Source organism: Leclercia sp. W6 (genome assembly GCF_003336345.1).
In the GTDB taxonomy this organism is placed as follows: Bacteria; Pseudomonadota; Gammaproteobacteria; order Enterobacterales; family Enterobacteriaceae; genus Enterobacter.
Map to the genome: position 1 here is coordinate 3,517,742 of NZ_CP031104.1, position 15,582 is coordinate 3,533,323.

General features: G+C 57.9%; 11 protein-coding genes. 9 read left to right on the top strand and 2 right to left on the bottom strand.

The genetic code is table 11. The annotated features are described in order from the left end of the window. Window positions 1-71 precede the first annotated feature (71 nt). Both DVA43_RS17125 and DVA43_RS17130 read left to right on the top strand, forming a co-directional pair. The gene (locus DVA43_RS17125) at window positions 72-2,003 is read left to right on the top strand and encodes an acyltransferase family protein (RefSeq protein ID WP_114316239.1); all 1,932 of its coding nucleotides are present in this window, start codon (window positions 72-74) and stop codon (window positions 2,001-2,003) included. 171 nt (window positions 2,004-2,174) lie between these two features. Beyond that, window positions 2,175-2,792: a trimeric intracellular cation channel family protein gene (locus tag DVA43_RS17130; protein WP_103177699.1), complete on the top strand. Its 618-nt coding sequence runs from the start codon at window positions 2,175-2,177 to the stop codon at window positions 2,790-2,792. Here DVA43_RS17130 and ligB read toward each other — a convergent pair. Continuing rightward, window positions 2,789-4,459 (bottom strand): NAD-dependent DNA ligase LigB, encoded by a 1,671-nt coding sequence (ligB, locus tag DVA43_RS17135; RefSeq protein ID WP_114316240.1) that lies wholly within the window; start codon window positions 4,457-4,459, stop codon window positions 2,789-2,791. The two genes, DVA43_RS17130 and ligB, sit on opposite strands and share 4 nt — an antisense overlap. 250 nt (window positions 4,460-4,709) lie before the next feature. On the opposite strand from ligB, the gene gmk reads away from it, so the two are divergent. The 5 genes from gmk to recG are packed head-to-tail and all read left to right on the top strand — an operon-like array spanning window position 4,710 to window position 10,573. Beyond that, entirely contained in the window at window positions 4,710-5,333 is a 624-nt protein-coding gene (gmk, locus tag DVA43_RS17140; RefSeq protein ID WP_114316241.1) for a guanylate kinase, read from the top strand. Window positions 5,334-5,387: 54 nt separating this feature from the next. Then, the gene (gene rpoZ, locus DVA43_RS17145) at window positions 5,388-5,663 is read left to right on the top strand and encodes a DNA-directed RNA polymerase subunit omega (RefSeq protein WP_039030179.1); all 276 of its coding nucleotides are present in this window, start codon (window positions 5,388-5,390) and stop codon (window positions 5,661-5,663) included. 19 nt (window positions 5,664-5,682) lie between these two features. Further along, on the top strand, window positions 5,683-7,794 hold the full coding sequence (gene spoT / locus DVA43_RS17150; protein WP_103177696.1) for a bifunctional GTP diphosphokinase/guanosine-3',5'-bis pyrophosphate 3'-pyrophosphohydrolase: 2,112 nt from the start codon (window positions 5,683-5,685) through the stop codon (window positions 7,792-7,794). Window positions 7,795-7,798: 4 nt separating this feature from the next. Further along, window positions 7,799-8,488, top strand: coding sequence for a tRNA (guanosine(18)-2'-O)-methyltransferase TrmH (gene trmH / locus DVA43_RS17155; protein ID WP_114316242.1), 690 nt, complete (start codon window positions 7,799-7,801; stop codon window positions 8,486-8,488). Between the two features lie 3 nt (window positions 8,489-8,491). Then, complete coding sequence (gene recG, locus DVA43_RS17160) at window positions 8,492-10,573, top strand: ATP-dependent DNA helicase RecG (protein ID WP_114316243.1); 2,082 nt, start codon at window positions 8,492-8,494, stop codon at window positions 10,571-10,573. Here recG and gltS read toward each other — a convergent pair whose 3' ends face one another. Continuing rightward, window positions 10,574-11,776, bottom strand: a complete 1,203-nt coding sequence (gltS, locus tag DVA43_RS17165; protein ID WP_114316244.1) for a sodium/glutamate symporter — start codon at window positions 11,774-11,776, stop codon at window positions 10,574-10,576. It lies immediately after the preceding gene. Window positions 11,777-12,001: 225 nt separating this feature from the next. Between gltS and DVA43_RS17170 the strand changes: the two genes are divergently transcribed. Together DVA43_RS17170 and DVA43_RS17175 are read left to right on the top strand one after the other, a co-directional pair. After that, a complete protein-coding gene (locus tag DVA43_RS17170; protein WP_114316245.1) occupies window positions 12,002-13,393 on the top strand; it encodes an NCS2 family protein in 1,392 nt (463 codons plus the stop codon). Between the two features lie 119 nt (window positions 13,394-13,512). Beyond that, window positions 13,513-15,213 (top strand): AsmA family protein, encoded by a 1,701-nt coding sequence (locus DVA43_RS17175; RefSeq protein ID WP_114316246.1) that lies wholly within the window; start codon window positions 13,513-13,515, stop codon window positions 15,211-15,213. Window positions 15,214-15,582 lie beyond the last annotated feature (369 nt).

Below are 15,582 nucleotides of genomic sequence, written 5' to 3' on the forward strand. Positions count from 1 at the left end.
GAACTCCTTTCCTATTTTTGTTAGAATGCACGCCGCACTCAATATTCTTATCTTTCCTCTCAGGAAACATAATGGCAAACATCAACTTATCCTTAGAGGAAACCTCCAGCCTCTCAGTTGACCGCGATTTCCGGCAGGACATTAACCTGCTGCGCGGAATAGCCATTCTTTCTGTAGTGTTTTATCACTTTACCGCCACTTTGCTGCCCGGCGGTTTCGCTGGCGTGGATGTGTTTTTCGTTATCTCCGGCTTCTTGATGACCAAAATCATCGCCACAGGCCTTGAGCGAAATAGCTTCAACCTTATTCAGTTTTATGCCGCGCGCTGTAAAAGAATAATTCCCGCGCTGCTGGCGATGTGTCTGATTGTCGCCGCGACGACCTTTTTCTGGTTGCCAACAAATGAGTACCAGAAACTCGGAAACTATATTGGCTATGCCGCCTTATTTATATCCAATCTGAAACTTAACAAAGAGTCCGGGGACTATTTTGCTCCCGACTCCCATGAAAACTGGTTTTTACATACCTGGTCATTGTCCGTCGAATGGCAATTTTACCTGGTATTACCCTTCATTATGATGGGGCTCTATCCCCTCAGGAAAAAACTGAACACCGGCTTATGCCTGGCCATATTCACCGTTGCGTCGTTTATCGTGAGTGTCACCCACACGTCCAACGCTGCGGCCACCAGCTTCTACCTGATGCCTTACCGCGCCTGGGAGATGTTATGCGGTGGTCTGGTGTGGTATGCCGCACAGCGCTTTGTGATGCCGTTGATGCTTCGCCCGGTTGCGGCAATTGCGGGTTACGCGCTGATCCTGCTTTCTCTCTTTTACATTACCGCTGAGCATGCCTGGCCAGGACCGCTGACCTTACTGCCCGTCGCGGGCGCGATGCTGGTGATTTATAGCGACTACCAGCCACTGGTGAGCCTGTTCGACCGTAATTTTCGCTGGGCGGGGCTGAGCTCGTACTCCGTCTACTTATGGCACTGGCCTGTGGCGGTGATTCTGCTCTACTGCGGAAAGCAGCATAACGGGCTGTGGGTCATGAGCGCGATTGCGCTCTCTTTCGCCGTCGGCTGGCTGTCGTGGGTGCTGATTGAGCAACCCGGCAAAAATTACCTTAGCCAGCGTTCAACCCGCGCTTTCTGGTTGATCCTCTTTGCCTGCGTGGGTGTCGCCTGGCTGTTCAGCTATCTGGTGAAAAACCACATCGTGGTCAGTCAGCCCGACCCGCTCGTCAACAAAATCGCGCTGGAAGCCACCAACAAAAACTACGCTGCCAATCCTAAAACGCACCTGAGCACTTATGGCACAGGTGAGCCTGCAGCCATCATCATTGGCGACAGCCATGCGGAAGCCACCGCAACCGCGCTGGCAGAAGCAGCGCAAGGTAAGGGCTCTGTTGTCGGGATCACCTACTCTGGCTGTCCGACGCTGGCGAGGGGCGAGCTGGGGGCACGCAATCGATGCGGGGAATTTAACCGCTCTCTCCCTTCAAGGCTGAAGGATTACGCGCCGGACGTACCGGTGGTGATCGTCAACCGCCTGACGCACTATGCCGAAAAGCAGCTTGTCACCTTCGGGGCCGGGCAGCAAAACAAGCAGGACTACCTGCGTCAGTACTCTGATGCCATTGTTGATATGGCATGCTCGCTCAACAGTACGCGTCCTGTTTATCTGGTGAATCCGATCCCCGAGATGGCGCAAAATGTTCCCCGCACGTTATCTCATCGCCTGATGACCGGCAAAACCACGCACGACTTATCCATACCCGTCGCGACTTACGCCAAACAAAACGCCGTTATTTTGCAGGCGCAGGCGCGGGCGGCGAAACAGTGTGGCGTTCAGGTGCTCGATCCCACCGCCTGGCTCTGTACCACGGGCCGCTGCATGGGCAGTAAAAATTTACAACCGTGGTATTTCGACGATAACCACCTCAGCGAAACCGGGAATAAGATGCTGGTGCCAATGTTCCGGCAGATTTTTAGCCCCCAGTAGCGTTAAAGGCCAAATTTATCTAATGCGATATTTGCTCAAAAAACAGTACATCGCCCTCTTTAAGCTAAAGTGCCATTAGATAATCTAAGGCATATTTACTCGCACAAGAAAATCTAAATCGTGAGACAGAGCACAAAACGTTACCCTGACGCTCTTATTTCTGGGGGTAACATGCTGCTGCATATCCTGTATCTGATCGGTATCACCGCTGAAGCCATGACCGGCGCCCTCGCCGCCGGACGTCGTCGTATGGACACCTTCGGCGTCATTATTATTGCCACTGCCACGGCGCTGGGTGGCGGCTCCGTCCGGGATATCCTGCTGGGCCACTATCCGCTCGGCTGGGTCCAACATCCTGAATATGTGATTATCGTGGCCGTCGCCGCCGTGTTGACCACCATTGCCGCCCCGGTTATGCCCCATCTGCGCCGTCTGTTTCTGGTGCTGGATGCCCTCGGCCTGATCGTATTCTCCATTATTGGCGCCCAGGTCGCGCTGGATATGGGCCAGGGCCCGGTAATCGCCACTATCGCGGCGGTGATCACTGGCGTCTTTGGCGGCGTGCTACGCGATATGTTCTGCAAACGCATCCCGCTGGTCTTTCAGAAAGAACTCTACGCTGGCGTCTCTTTCGCCTCCGCCGTGCTCTATGTTGCTTTGCAGCATTACGTGAGCAATCAGGATGTGGTGATCATCTCCACGCTCTTATTTGGCTTTACCGCCCGCATGCTGGCGCTGCGTCTGAAACTGGGATTACCCGTTTTTTATTACACCCACGATAGCCACTAAAAGCCCTGTACGCCCTGCTCACCCAGCCAGGAAGCCAGGGCGTTAACGGTGGAATGATGAACAAAATCCACCAGCCTGCGCGCCTTTTCCGGGCCGATGCCCGGCACCTGATGCCAGCGTAACGCATCTCTCTCCAGTAACTGCTGCCACTGCCGATCGCTAAGCGCGCGCAGGGCCCTTCGTGGCAGGGGAACGCCAAGCGCATCCAGCCAGCGGGTAAAAGGCTGACGGCGAACCAGATTGAATTGATGCCAGAGCCGCAGGCCCCGCTCTGACGTTATGCCGGGTGTGTGTTGCAATTGCTCCTGAGTGAGCGCCAGCCAGGAAAAGAGATGTTCAAAGTGGTGCGCCTGATGCAGCGTCTGCCAGCCAGCCTCACCCAGCCCGGCGATATTTAACACCGACGACGAACTCAGCCACTTCAGCCGGGCCATAAACTGCCCGTGGCACTCCGGCGTGGCATAAAAACAGGTGAGCGGGGTGAAACGCGTTTCTGGCGGCACAGGTTTGCGGCGATCGCTCCCCCGCCAGACAACGTTATCCACTCGCGGGATCCCCTGCCCGGCCAGGCTAATTTGGATCTGATCCCCCGGCGCAATATCCAGCGCCTGCCAGCGTCCCACTGACCCGAGGTTTACGCGCTGCACCTGCTTATCATCAAGCTGTACGGGCTCCAGGAGGGCAACCACCGCGATCCTGCCGGTACGCCCCACGGTGAAATTGATGGCCCGAACTTCGGCAACCCGGGCGACCGACGCATATTTCCACGCCACGACCCAACTGCCCTCGCCGGGAAGCCAGCGGTGACCCGGAGGCTCCTGCGCCGAGCGGATGATGACCCCATCGGTCACAAACGGCAGGGGCGATGTAAACCAGCGTTCGCGTATTTTTTCTACCGCCTCCAGCGAACTGACTTTATGCGTCCATGACCCGGTCAGGGTGAAGCCTGCCTGGGTTAAGGCCTGTAGCCGTTCAGGCATCGAGGCGGGGCCGTCAGGCCATGCCCAGATGAAAATACCGATGTTATCCAGCCCTGCGCCGGAATCGTGTCGCATCATCGTCCCGGCGACTTTTGCCCGCGCATTCATCCCACCCATCTGCTTCTGGATATGGTTATCGCGCAGTAAAAAGAGCTCCCCCTGCAACACGCTATTGGCAAGCGGGCCTTTTACCTGCCCGGGAACCGAGGCGATGCGTTTGACTTTCTCCGTCCAGTCTTCGCCTTTCAGCCCGTCCCCGCGGCTGGTGGCCTGCACCAGTTGACCCTGACGGTAGACCAGCGTGACCGCCACGCCATCCACTTTTGGCTGGATCCACAGATCGCGACGCGACTGCATCCACTGCCGGAGCGCTGTTTTATCGGCTATCTTCGCGACTCCAGTGTGGCCGACCGGGTGCCTGACCGAACCACCCGCAGCCACCGGTACGTCCGCCGCCTGTTCATCGCCAAAGCAGTGCCGCCACTGTTTTAGCCTTGCCGCCAGCTGGTCATAGACTTCGTCGTTGACGTCGCTGGTGCCCTGTTGCCAGTACGCCTTATCCCAGCGTGCTATTTGCGCGCTGAGCCTGGCTATCTCCTGCTCTGCCTGGGTAGGCGACCAGACCGGGCATATCGCCTGACCGGCACTGCTCCAGATTGCTAACAGCACGCTAAAATATCGCCACATCGTCACTCCTCCCTGTTTTGCAGGGGGTATAACGCGAAGCGCAGCCGCAGGCGAGGAGCAAAAAACGACTTTACGAGGCAACCTCAGAATTGAATTTTTGTTGCAGCAAACACCCCATAAAACCGGAAAAAGGTACGCAAAAATCAACCGGAATGCGGAAAAAGTGTGACAAAGGCTACGTCACGAAGCGGCGACGTGTATAATAAGCCCGTATGTAGGACTTCAACGCTATCAACATACAAAGACTCTCATGGCTCAAGGCATGCTTTATATTGTTTCTGCCCCAAGTGGCGCGGGTAAATCCAGCCTGATTCAGGCGCTGTTAAAAACCCAACCGTTGTACGATACGCAGGTTTCTGTTTCTCACACCACGCGCGCGCCGCGTCCGGGTGAAGTACACGGTGAACACTATTTCTTTGTCGATCACGATGAATTCAGAACGATGATTGGCAGAGATGCGTTTCTTGAACACGCTGAGGTCTTCGGTAACTATTACGGCACCTCGCGTGAAACCATCGAGCAAGTGCTATCGACCGGCGTAAACGTATTCCTGGATATCGACTGGCAGGGCGCGCAGCAGATTCGCCAGAAAATGCCCGATTCACGCAGCATTTTTATTTTGCCACCATCGAAAGATGAGTTGGATCGCCGTCTCCGTGGCCGCGGCCAGGATAGCGAAGAGGTTATCGCAAAACGTATGGCCCAGGCAGTTGCGGAAATGAGCCATTACGCCGAATATGATTACCTGATTGTGAATGATGATTTTGACGCCGCCCTGAGCGATCTCAAAACTATCCTTCGCGCCGAACGTCTGCGTATGAGCCGCCAGAAGCAGCGACATGACGCATTAATCACCAAACTGTTGGCAGACTGAACCCACATTCAGTATCATGCCCAGTCATTTCTTCATCTGTGGAGCATTTTAAGTATGGCACGCGTAACTGTTCAGGACGCTGTAGAGAAAATTGGTAACCGTTTTGACCTGGTGCTGGTCGCCGCGCGTCGCGCTCGTCAGATGCAGTCAGGCGGTAAAGATCCACTGGTACCGGAAGAAAACGATAAAACTACCGTTATCGCACTGCGCGAAATCGAAGAAGGCCTGATCAACAGCCAGATCCTCGATGTTCGTGAGCGCCAGGAGCAGCAAGAGCAGGAAGCCGCAGAACTGCAGGCCGTTACCGCCATTGCTGAAGGTCGTCGTTAATTAAACCTGCGGGTCGCCCTTGTATCTGTTTGAAAGCCTGAATCAACTGATTCAAACCTACCTGCCGGTAGATCAGATTAAACGTCTCCAGCAGGCGTATCTCGTTGCACGTGACGCTCACGAGGGTCAGACACGTTCAAGCGGTGAACCCTATATCACGCACCCGGTAGCGGTGGCCTGTATTCTGGCCGAGATGAAACTCGACTATGAAACGCTGATGGCCGCCCTGCTGCATGACGTGATCGAAGATACCCCTGCCACCTACCAGGATATGGAACAGCTGTTTGGCAAAAGCGTTGCCGAACTGGTGGAAGGGGTCTCTAAGCTTGATAAGCTGAATTTCCGCGACAAGAAAGAGGCGCAGGCCGAAAACTTTCGCAAGATGATCATGGCGATGGTGCAGGATATCCGCGTCATTCTGATCAAACTCGCTGACCGTACCCACAATATGCGCACGCTGGGCTCGCTTCGCCCGGACAAACGTCGCCGTATTGCCCGTGAAACCCTCGAAATCTACAGCCCGCTGGCGCACCGTTTAGGTATTCATCACATTAAAACCGAGCTGGAAGAGCTGGGTTTTGAAGCGCTCTACCCGAACCGCTTCCGTGTGATTAAAGAGGTGGTGAAAGCCGCGCGTGGCAACCGTAAAGAGATGATTCAGAAGATCCTCTCGGAAATCGAAGGGCGTTTGCAGGAAGCCGGTATTCCCTGTCGCGTCAGCGGTCGCGAAAAGCATTTGTACTCCATCTACTGCAAAATGGTGCTCAAAGAGCAGCGTTTTCACTCGATCATGGATATCTACGCCTTCCGCGTGATCGTTCATGACGCCGACACCTGTTATCGCGTGCTCGGTCAGATGCACAGCCTGTACAAGCCGCGTCCGGGCCGAATGAAAGACTATATCGCCATTCCAAAAGCGAACGGATATCAGTCTCTGCACACCTCGATGATTGGCCCGCACGGCGTGCCGGTTGAGGTGCAAATTCGTACCGAAGATATGGATCAGATGGCGGAGATGGGTGTTGCCGCACACTGGGCCTATAAAGAGCACGGCGAAACCAGCACTACCGCGCAAATCCGCGCTCAGCGCTGGATGCAAAGCCTGCTGGAGCTGCAGCAGAGCGCCGGTAGCTCGTTTGAATTTATCGAGAGCGTTAAATCCGATCTCTTCCCGGATGAGATTTACGTTTTCACACCAGAAGGGCGCATTGTCGAGCTGCCTGCTGGTGCCACGCCGGTCGACTTCGCCTACGCCGTGCATACCGATATCGGTCATGCCTGCGTGGGGGCACGTGTCGACAGGCAGCCGTATCCGCTGTCACAGCCGTTGACCAGTGGCCAGACGGTAGAAATCATTACCGCCCCAGGCGCGCGTCCGAATGCGGCGTGGCTCAACTTTGTCGTGAGCTCGAAAGCACGCGCCAAGATCCGCCAGTTGCTGAAGAATCTCAAACGCGATGACTCCGTCAGCCTGGGTCGTCGTCTGCTCAACCATGCGTTGGGGGGTAGCCGCAAGCTGGCTGAGATCCCGAAAGAGAGCATTCAGCACGAGCTGGAGCGTATGAAGCTCGCCTCGCTTGATGACCTGCTGGCAGAGATCGGTCTGGGCAACGCGATGAGCGTGGTGGTAGCGAAGAACCTGCAGCAGGGCGAAACCTCTGTGCCGCAGCCGTCATCAACCAGCCACGGGCATCTGCCGATCAAGGGCGCCGACGGCGTACTGATCACCTTTGCCAAGTGCTGCCGCCCTATTCCTGGCGATCCGATTATTGCCCACGTCAGCCCCGGTAAAGGCCTGGTTATCCATCACGAATCCTGTCGTAACATCCGCGGCTATCAGAAAGAGCCAGAGAAGTTTATGGCGGTCGAGTGGGATAAAGAGACCGAGCAGGAATTTATCACCGAGATCAAGGTAGATATGTTCAACCACCAGGGCGCGCTGGCGAACCTGACCGCGGCGATCAACACCGCCTCTTCGAATATTCATAGCCTGAATACCGAAGAGAAGGATGGCCGTGTCTACAGCGCCTTTATTCGTCTGACCGCGCGGGACCGTGTGCATCTGGCGAATATCATGCGTAAAATCCGCGTGATGGCTGACGTCATTAAAGTCACCCGTAACCGAAACTAGTTTTATGAACTCAACGCGTTATGCCCGGATTTGCGAAATGCTCGCCAGGCGTCAGCCCGATCTGACGGTGTGCATGGAGCAGGTGCATAAACCTCATAACGTTGCTGCTATCGTCCGTACCGCTGATGCCGTCGGCGTGCATGAAGTGCACGCCGTCTGGAAGGGGACGCGGATGCGCCCTATGGCCTCGGCTGCCGCAGGCAGCAACAGCTGGGTACAGGTCAAAGCTCACGATAATATTGCCGAAGCCATTTCGCATCTGAAAGGGCGCGGCATGCAGATTCTGGCGACCCACCTTTCCGACAAAGCCGTCGATTTCCGTGAAATTGATTACACCCGCCCGACCTGCATTCTGATGGGTCAGGAGAAGACGGGGATCACCCAGGAAGCCTTAGATCTGGCGGATCAGGACATCATCATTCCGATGATCGGCATGGTGCAGTCGCTGAACGTCTCCGTGGCCTCCGCCCTCATTCTGTATGAAGCCCAGCGTCAGCGACAAAATGCCGGGATGTACAAACGCGAGAACAGCATGCTGCCGGACGACGAGCAGCAGCGCCTGCTGTTTGAAGGCGGTTATCCGGTGCTGGCCAGAGTGGCGAAGCAGAAAAAATTACCGTACCCCCACGTGAATCTGCAGGGCGAGATTGAAGCCGATGCGACGTGGTGGGCGACGATGCAGGCGGCGAAGTAAATCATGCAAGGCCGTCTGCTGGATGCTGTGCCGCTCAATTCCCTGACGGGCGTTGGCGCGGCCCAGAGCAGTAAACTGGCGAAAATCGGCCTGCATACTGTGCAGGATCTCCTTCTGCACCTCCCCCTGCGTTACGAAGACCGCACTCAGCTTTACCAGATTGGTGAACTCCTGCCTGGCATTTACGCCACCGTTGAAGGCGAAGTCCTGAACTGCAACATCACCTTCGGCGGTCGCCGGATGATGACCTGCCAGATCAGCGACGGCTCCGGCATCCTGACGATGCGCTTTTTTAACTTCAATGCGGCAATGAAAAATAGCCTCGTCACCGGTCGACGGGTGCTGGCCTATGGCGAAGCCAAACGCGGGAAATATGGCGCGGAGATGATCCACCCGGAGTACCGCGTGCAGGGCGATCTCAGCACGCCGGAGATGCAGGAGACGCTGACGCCGGTCTACCCGACCACCGAAGGCGTTAAGCAGGCGACGCTGCGCAAGCTGACCGATCAGGCGCTGGAGCTGCTGGATACCTGCGCCATTGCCGAACTTCTGCCGCCGGAGCTGGCGCAGGGGATGATGAGCCTGCCGGATGCGTTGCGTACTCTCCATCGCCCGCCGCCTTCACTGCTGTTGAGCGATTTAGAGAGCGGGCAACACCCGGCGCAGCGACGTCTTATTCTCGAAGAGTTACTGGCGCATAACCTGAGCATGCTGGCGCTGCGCGCCGGGGCACAGCGTTTTCACGCCCTGCCGCTCCCGGCCCGTAACGAATTAAAAGAGAGGCTGCTGGCCTCGCTGCCGTTTAAACCTACCGGGGCGCAGGCCCGCGTAACCGCCGAGATCGAGCATGATATGGCGCTGGACGTGCCGATGATGCGTCTGGTGCAGGGCGACGTCGGTTCGGGCAAAACGCTGGTGGCCGCTCTGGCTGCCCTGCGCGCCATTGCCCACGGCAGACAGGTCGCCCTGATGGCGCCGACCGAACTGCTGGCCGAACAGCACGCCAACAATTTCCGCGCCTGGTTTGCGCCGCTGGGCGTGGAGGTGGGCTGGCTTGCCGGTAAACAAAAAGGTAAAGCGCGACAGGCGCAGCAGGAGGCGATTGCCAGCGGTCAGGTGCAGATGATTGTCGGCACCCATGCCATCTTCCAGGAGCAGGTGCAGTTCCACGGTCTGGCGCTGGTGATCATTGATGAGCAGCACCGCTTCGGCGTGCATCAGCGTCTGGCGCTGTGGGAGAAAGGTCTCCAGCAGGGTTATCATCCGCACCAGCTGATCATGACCGCCACGCCCATTCCCCGCACCCTGGCGATGACCGCCTATGCCGATCTCGACACCTCCGTTATCGACGAGCTGCCCCCGGGCCGTACACCGGTGATCACCGTTGCCATCCCGGATACACGCCGCAGCGACATCATCGATCGCGTGCGCAACGCCTGCCTGCAGGAAGGGCGTCAGGCCTACTGGGTCTGTACGCTGATTGAAGAGTCGGATCTACTGGAAGCGCAGGCGGCAGAAGCCACCTGGGAAGAGTTAAAGCTGGCCCTGCCGGAGCTGAACGTTGGGCTGGTGCATGGCCGCATGAAGCCTGCGGAAAAACAGGCGGTCATGCAGGCCTTCAAGCAGGGCGAACTGCATCTGCTGATCGCCACCACAGTGATTGAAGTAGGGGTGGACGTGCCTAACGCCAGCCTGATGATCATCGAAAACCCGGAACGTCTGGGTCTGGCGCAGCTGCACCAGCTGCGTGGCCGCGTCGGACGTGGCGCGGTGGCTTCGCACTGCGTATTGCTCTATAAAGCCCCACTGTCGAAAACGGCGCAAAAACGTTTGCAAGTATTACGCGACAGCAATGACGGCTTTGTAATTGCGCAACAGGATCTGGAGATCCGTGGGCCGGGAGAGTTGCTCGGCACCCGTCAGACCGGTAACGCCGAGTTTAAAGTAGCAGATTTACTGCGCGATCAGGGCATGATCCCCGAAGTTCAGCGTCTGGCACGCCATATTCATGAACGCTACCCCGAACAGGCGGCAGCGTTAATCGACCGCTGGATGCCAGAGACCGGACGTTACTCTAACGCCTGATCAGCCGAAGATGGGCAGCATCAGATAGAGCTTAATCACGATCGCGTTGACGATATCAATAAAGAATGCCCCCACCATCGGCACCACCAGAAACGCCATATGCGACGGACCGAAGCGCTCGGTGATGGCCTGCATGTTGGCGATCGCCGTCGGCGTTGCCCCCAGACCAAAGCCGCAATGGCCGGCCGCCAGCACCGCCGCATCGTAGTTTTTACCCATCATCCGCCAGGTAACGAACATGGCGTACAGGGCCATAAACAGGGCCTGTACGATGAGGATCGCCAGCATTGGCAGCGCCAGCGAGGCCAGCTCCCACAGCTTCAGGCTCATTAGCGCCATCGCCAGGAACAGCGACAGGCAGACGTTGCCCAACACCGACACAGCCCGCTCAAAGACGCGATAAAAGCCCATCAGGGCCAGGCCGTTGCTGAGGATCACCCCCACAAACAACACGCAGACAAAGACCGGCAGCTCCAGCGCGGTGCCTGCCAGCAATTGCGCAATCACTTTACCCACCGTCAGGCAGATGGCGATCAGGGCGATGGTTTCAATCATCACCAGGGAGGTGATCATGCGTCCGACGTCCGGCTTCTCAAATGCCGACGGCGTCAACTCATCGTCCGGGCAGCCGTTGGGGTTGGTGGAGCGCTTCACCAGATAGCGCGCGACCGGCCCGCCGATCAGGCCACCCAACACCAGCCCGAAGGTGGCGCAGGCCATTGCCACTTCGGTGGCATTCTGGAAGCCATAGCGTTCAACAAACAGTTTGCTCCAGGCCGCGCCGGTACCGTGACCGCCCGACAGGGTAATCGAACCGGCCAGCAGGCCCATCAGTGGGTCCAGCCCCAGCAGCGACGCCATGCCGATGCCGATGGCGTTCTGCATCACCAGCAGACCGACCACCACAATCAAGAACACGCCCAGCACTTTGCCACCCGCCCGCAGGCTGGAGAGGTTGGCGTTCAGGCCGATCGTGGCGAAAAAGGCCAGCATCAGCGGGTCTTTTAAGGTCATATCGAAGTTGATTTCCCAACCCATGCTTTTTTTCAGCACCAGCAGCGCAAGAGCGGCCAGCAATCCGCCCGCAACGGGCTCCGGGATGGTGTATTTTCTGAGGAAGGGAACGCTGTGAACCAGTTTACGGCCAAGCAGTAAAACGAGAGTTGCCGCAACGAGGGTCGACAACGTATCGAGATGAATCATAGTGGGCTCCTTTTAAGGCACGTGCTCCATCAACATGCGCGTTTTCCTGTAACGTTTGCGTGTTATTAGCGCAATCGGGAGCAGGAGTGTAATGAACTTTGCCGCATCAGGACAGAAAAAGCCGTCCTGGACGGGTGAATTTATCAACGTTTTTTGTTAGCAATCGTTTGCTTTTCTCATCCACTCGGCTAAAATGCCCGCTTTTCCTCCAGGGGTTCGCAGCAGATGTCCGTTAACGCCATTGAACAGCAGGATGCGCAACCGATTGCGCAGCCGCAAAACAGTGAACTGATTTACCGTCTTGAAGACCGCCCGCCGCTGGCGCAGACCTTGTTTGCCGCCTGTCAGCATCTGCTGGCGATGTTTGTGGCCGTTATTACCCCAGCCCTGCTGATCTGTCAGGCCCTCGGTTTACCGGCGCAGGACACCCAGCACATTATCAGCATGTCACTGTTTGCTTCGGGCGTAGCATCCATCATTCAGATTAAAGCCCGGGGGCCGGTGGGCTCCGGTCTGCTGTCGATTCAGGGCACCAGCTTTAACTTTGTTGCCCCGCTGATCATGGGCGGTACGGCGCTGAAAACCGGCGGCGCGGATGTACCAACAATGATGGCGGCACTGTTCGGCACCCTGATGCTGGCAAGCTGCACCGAGATGGTGATCTCCCGCGTTCTGCACCTGGCGCGCCGCATTATTACCCCGCTGGTCTCCGGCGTAGTGGTAATGATTATCGGCCTGTCGCTGATTCAGGTGGGTCTGACCTCCATCGGCGGCGGCTACGCGGCGATGAACGACCACACCTTCGGCGCCCCGAAAAACCTGCTGCTGGCGGGCATCGTGCTGGCAATCATTATTCTGCTTAACCGTCAGCGTAACCCGTACCTGCGCGTCGCCTCGCTGGTGATCGCCATGGCGGCTGGCTACCTGGCCGCCTGGGCGATGGGTATGCTGCCGCAGTCTGCCGCGCCGACCGACAGCCCGCTGATCATGGTGCCGACGCCGCTCTACTACGGCCTGGGCATTGACTGGAGCCTGCTGCTGCCGCTGATGCTGGTGTTTATGATCACCTCGCTGGAAACCATCGGCGACATTACCGCGACCTCTGACGTCTCTGAACAGCCGGTCTCTGGCCCGCTGTACATGAAGCGCCTGAAAGGCGGCGTCCTGGCCAACGGTCTGAACTCGTTTGTCTCCGCCGTGTTCAACACCTTCCCGAACTCCTGCTTCGGCCAGAACAACGGCGTTATCCAGCTGACCGGCGTTGCCAGCCGCTACGTGGGCTTTGTCGTGGCGCTGATGCTGGTTTTACTGGGCCTGTTCCCGGCGGTGAGCGGCTTTGTGCAGCACATTCCTGAGCCGGTCCTGGGCGGCGCAACGCTGGTGATGTTTGGCACCATCGCGGCATCGGGCGTGCGTATCGTCTCCCGCGAGCCGCTGAACCGCCGCGCTATCATGATCATCGCCCTGTCGCTGGCAGTGGGTCTGGGTGTTTCTCAGCAGCCGCTGATCCTGCAGTTTGCCCCGGACTGGGTGAAGAACCTGCTCTCTTCCGGCATCGCCGCCGGTGGGATCACCGCTATCGTCCTGAACCTGATTTTCCCGCCAGAAAAGAACTGATCGCCTTTCACGGCAGCAGGCAACTGCTGCCGTGACACGTAATTACACCATTCCCGCCTTGAGCATTGCGTATAAATCGTGCATAACTCCTTTATGTTCGTTTTACGTGATGGAAGACCATGAAATTTATTGGAAAGCTTCTCGTCGGTATTCTGGCCGTTCTGCTTATTGCGATCCTCGCGCTCTATATCCTTGTACAAACCCGCTGGGGAGCGGCGCAGGTCAGCAGCTGGATCACGGTAAACACCGATTACGAACTCAATTTCGACCTGATGGATCACCGTTTCTCGTCGCCCACGCACCTGGTGCTGAAAAACGTCACCTTCGGGCGCGATGGCCAACCCGCGACGCTGGTCGCCAAAATGGTGGATATCGGCGTGAGCAGCCGCCAGCTCACCGATCCGCTGCACATGGATACCATCACCCTGTTTGACGGCACGCTGAACCTCTCGCCCCAGACTGCCCCGCTCCCCTTCCAGGCCGATCGCCTGCTGCTGAACAACATGGCGTTTAACAGCCCCAATACCGAGTGGGATCTGAGCGCCCAGAAGGTGACCGGCGGCGTGCGCCCCTGGGACCCTGAAGCAGGCAACGTGTTGGGTAAAAAAGCGCAGATTCAGATCAGCGCCGGGTCGCTGACGCTGAACGGCGTACCGGCCAGCAACGTGCTGATTGAAGGTGAACTGAACGATAAAGAGGTGGTGCTGACCACCATCGGCGCAGACATGGCCCGGGGCTCGCTCACCGGCACCGCGCGACGCGACGCCAACGGCGGCTGGAAGGTGGACAACATGCGCCTGAATGAGATCCGCCTGCAGAGCGATAAATCCCTTGCCGACTTCTTCGCTCCCATCACCACGCTGCCGTCGTTGCAGATTGGCCGCCTCGACGTGACCGACGCCCGCCTGCAGGGGCCGGACTGGGCGGTCACCGATCTCGATTTAAACCTGCGCAACCTGACCCTGAGCCAGGGCGACTGGCAGAGTGAGGATGGCCGCCTGTCGATGAACGCCAGCGAGTTTATCTACGGTTCACTGCATCTGTTCGACCCGATCCTGAACGCTGAATTCTCCCCGCAGGGGATCGCCCTGCGCCAGTTCACTTCGCGCTGGGAAGGCGGAATGGTGCGCACCTCCGGCAACTGGTTGCGCAGTGGTAAAGCGCTGGTGCTGGATGATGTCGCCGTCGCCGGGCTGGAATACACCCTGCCGGAGAACTGGAAAACGCAGTGGATGACGACCCTGCCGGAATGGCTGCACAGCGTCACGCTGCGCAAATTTGGCCTGAGCCGGAACCTGGTGATCGATGTCGACGCCACCTTCCCGTGGCAGATCACCGCTCTCGATGGTTATGGCACCAACCTGCAACTGGCGAAAGATCGTGAGTGGGGAGTCTGGTCAGGCACTGCCACCCTGAACGGTGCGGCCGCCACCTTTAATCGCGTGGACGTGCGTCGTCCGTCGCTGTCGCTTACCGCCAACGCCTCGACAATTGCCATCAATGAACTGAGCGCCTTTACCGAGAAAGGGATCCTGGAAGCGAAGGCCAGCGTGTCGCAGACCCCGGTGCGCCAGACTACCGTTAATCTGACCGGGCGCGGCGTGCCGTTGAACATCATCCAGCAGTGGGGCTGGCCAGCGCTGCCGGTGTCCGGCGACGGCAACCTTCAGCTCACCGCCAGCGGCAACGTGCAGAAAGATTCCCCGTTAAAACCGACGGTTAACGGCAAGCTGAATGCGGTAAATATGGATAAGCAACAGGTGACCCAGACGATGACGGGCGGGGCGGTGAATACGGTGGCACCACCACCCGCACCATAATGTGGGCCCAGTAAGCGCAGCGTTACCGGGCATTAGACCGTACTGCATTGCCGGGTGGCGGCTTCGCCTTACCCGGCCTACAAAACCCACAGCATGCACGACCCGTAGGCCCGGCAAGCGCAGCGCCACCGGGCATCAGAGCGCGCTGCATTGCCGGGTGGCGGCTCCGCCTTACCCGGCCTACAAAACCCACAGCATGCACAATCCGTAGGCGCGGCAAGCAACGCGCCACCGGGCATCAGACCGTACTGCATTGCCGGGTGGCGGCTTCGCCTTACCCGGCCTACAAAACCCACAGCATGCACAATCCGTAGGCGCGGCAAGCAACGCGCCACCGGGCATCAGACCGTACTGCATTGCCGGGTGGCG

Bases quoted from the DNA above. Each gene is read 5' to 3' on its own strand.
- DVA43_RS17125 (WP_114316239.1), top strand. From the start codon at position 72: ATGGCAAACATCAACTTATCCTTAGAGGAAACCTCCAGCCTCTCAGTT.
- gltS (WP_114316244.1), bottom strand. From the start codon at position 11,776: ATGATTCATCTCGATACGTTGTCGACCCTCGTTGCGGCAACTCTCGTT.
- DVA43_RS17130 (WP_103177699.1), top strand. From the start codon at position 2,175: ATGCTGCTGCATATCCTGTATCTGATCGGTATCACCGCTGAAGCCATG.
- DVA43_RS17170 (WP_114316245.1), top strand. From the start codon at position 12,002: ATGTCCGTTAACGCCATTGAACAGCAGGATGCGCAACCGATTGCGCAG.
- rpoZ (WP_039030179.1), top strand. From the start codon at position 5,388: ATGGCACGCGTAACTGTTCAGGACGCTGTAGAGAAAATTGGTAACCGT.
- trmH (WP_114316242.1), top strand. From the start codon at position 7,799: ATGAACTCAACGCGTTATGCCCGGATTTGCGAAATGCTCGCCAGGCGT.
- gmk (WP_114316241.1), top strand. From the start codon at position 4,710: ATGGCTCAAGGCATGCTTTATATTGTTTCTGCCCCAAGTGGCGCGGGT.
- ligB (WP_114316240.1), bottom strand. From the start codon at position 4,459: ATGTGGCGATATTTTAGCGTGCTGTTAGCAATCTGGAGCAGTGCCGGT.
- DVA43_RS17175 (WP_114316246.1), top strand. From the start codon at position 13,513: ATGAAATTTATTGGAAAGCTTCTCGTCGGTATTCTGGCCGTTCTGCTT.
- recG (WP_114316243.1), top strand. From the start codon at position 8,492: ATGCAAGGCCGTCTGCTGGATGCTGTGCCGCTCAATTCCCTGACGGGC.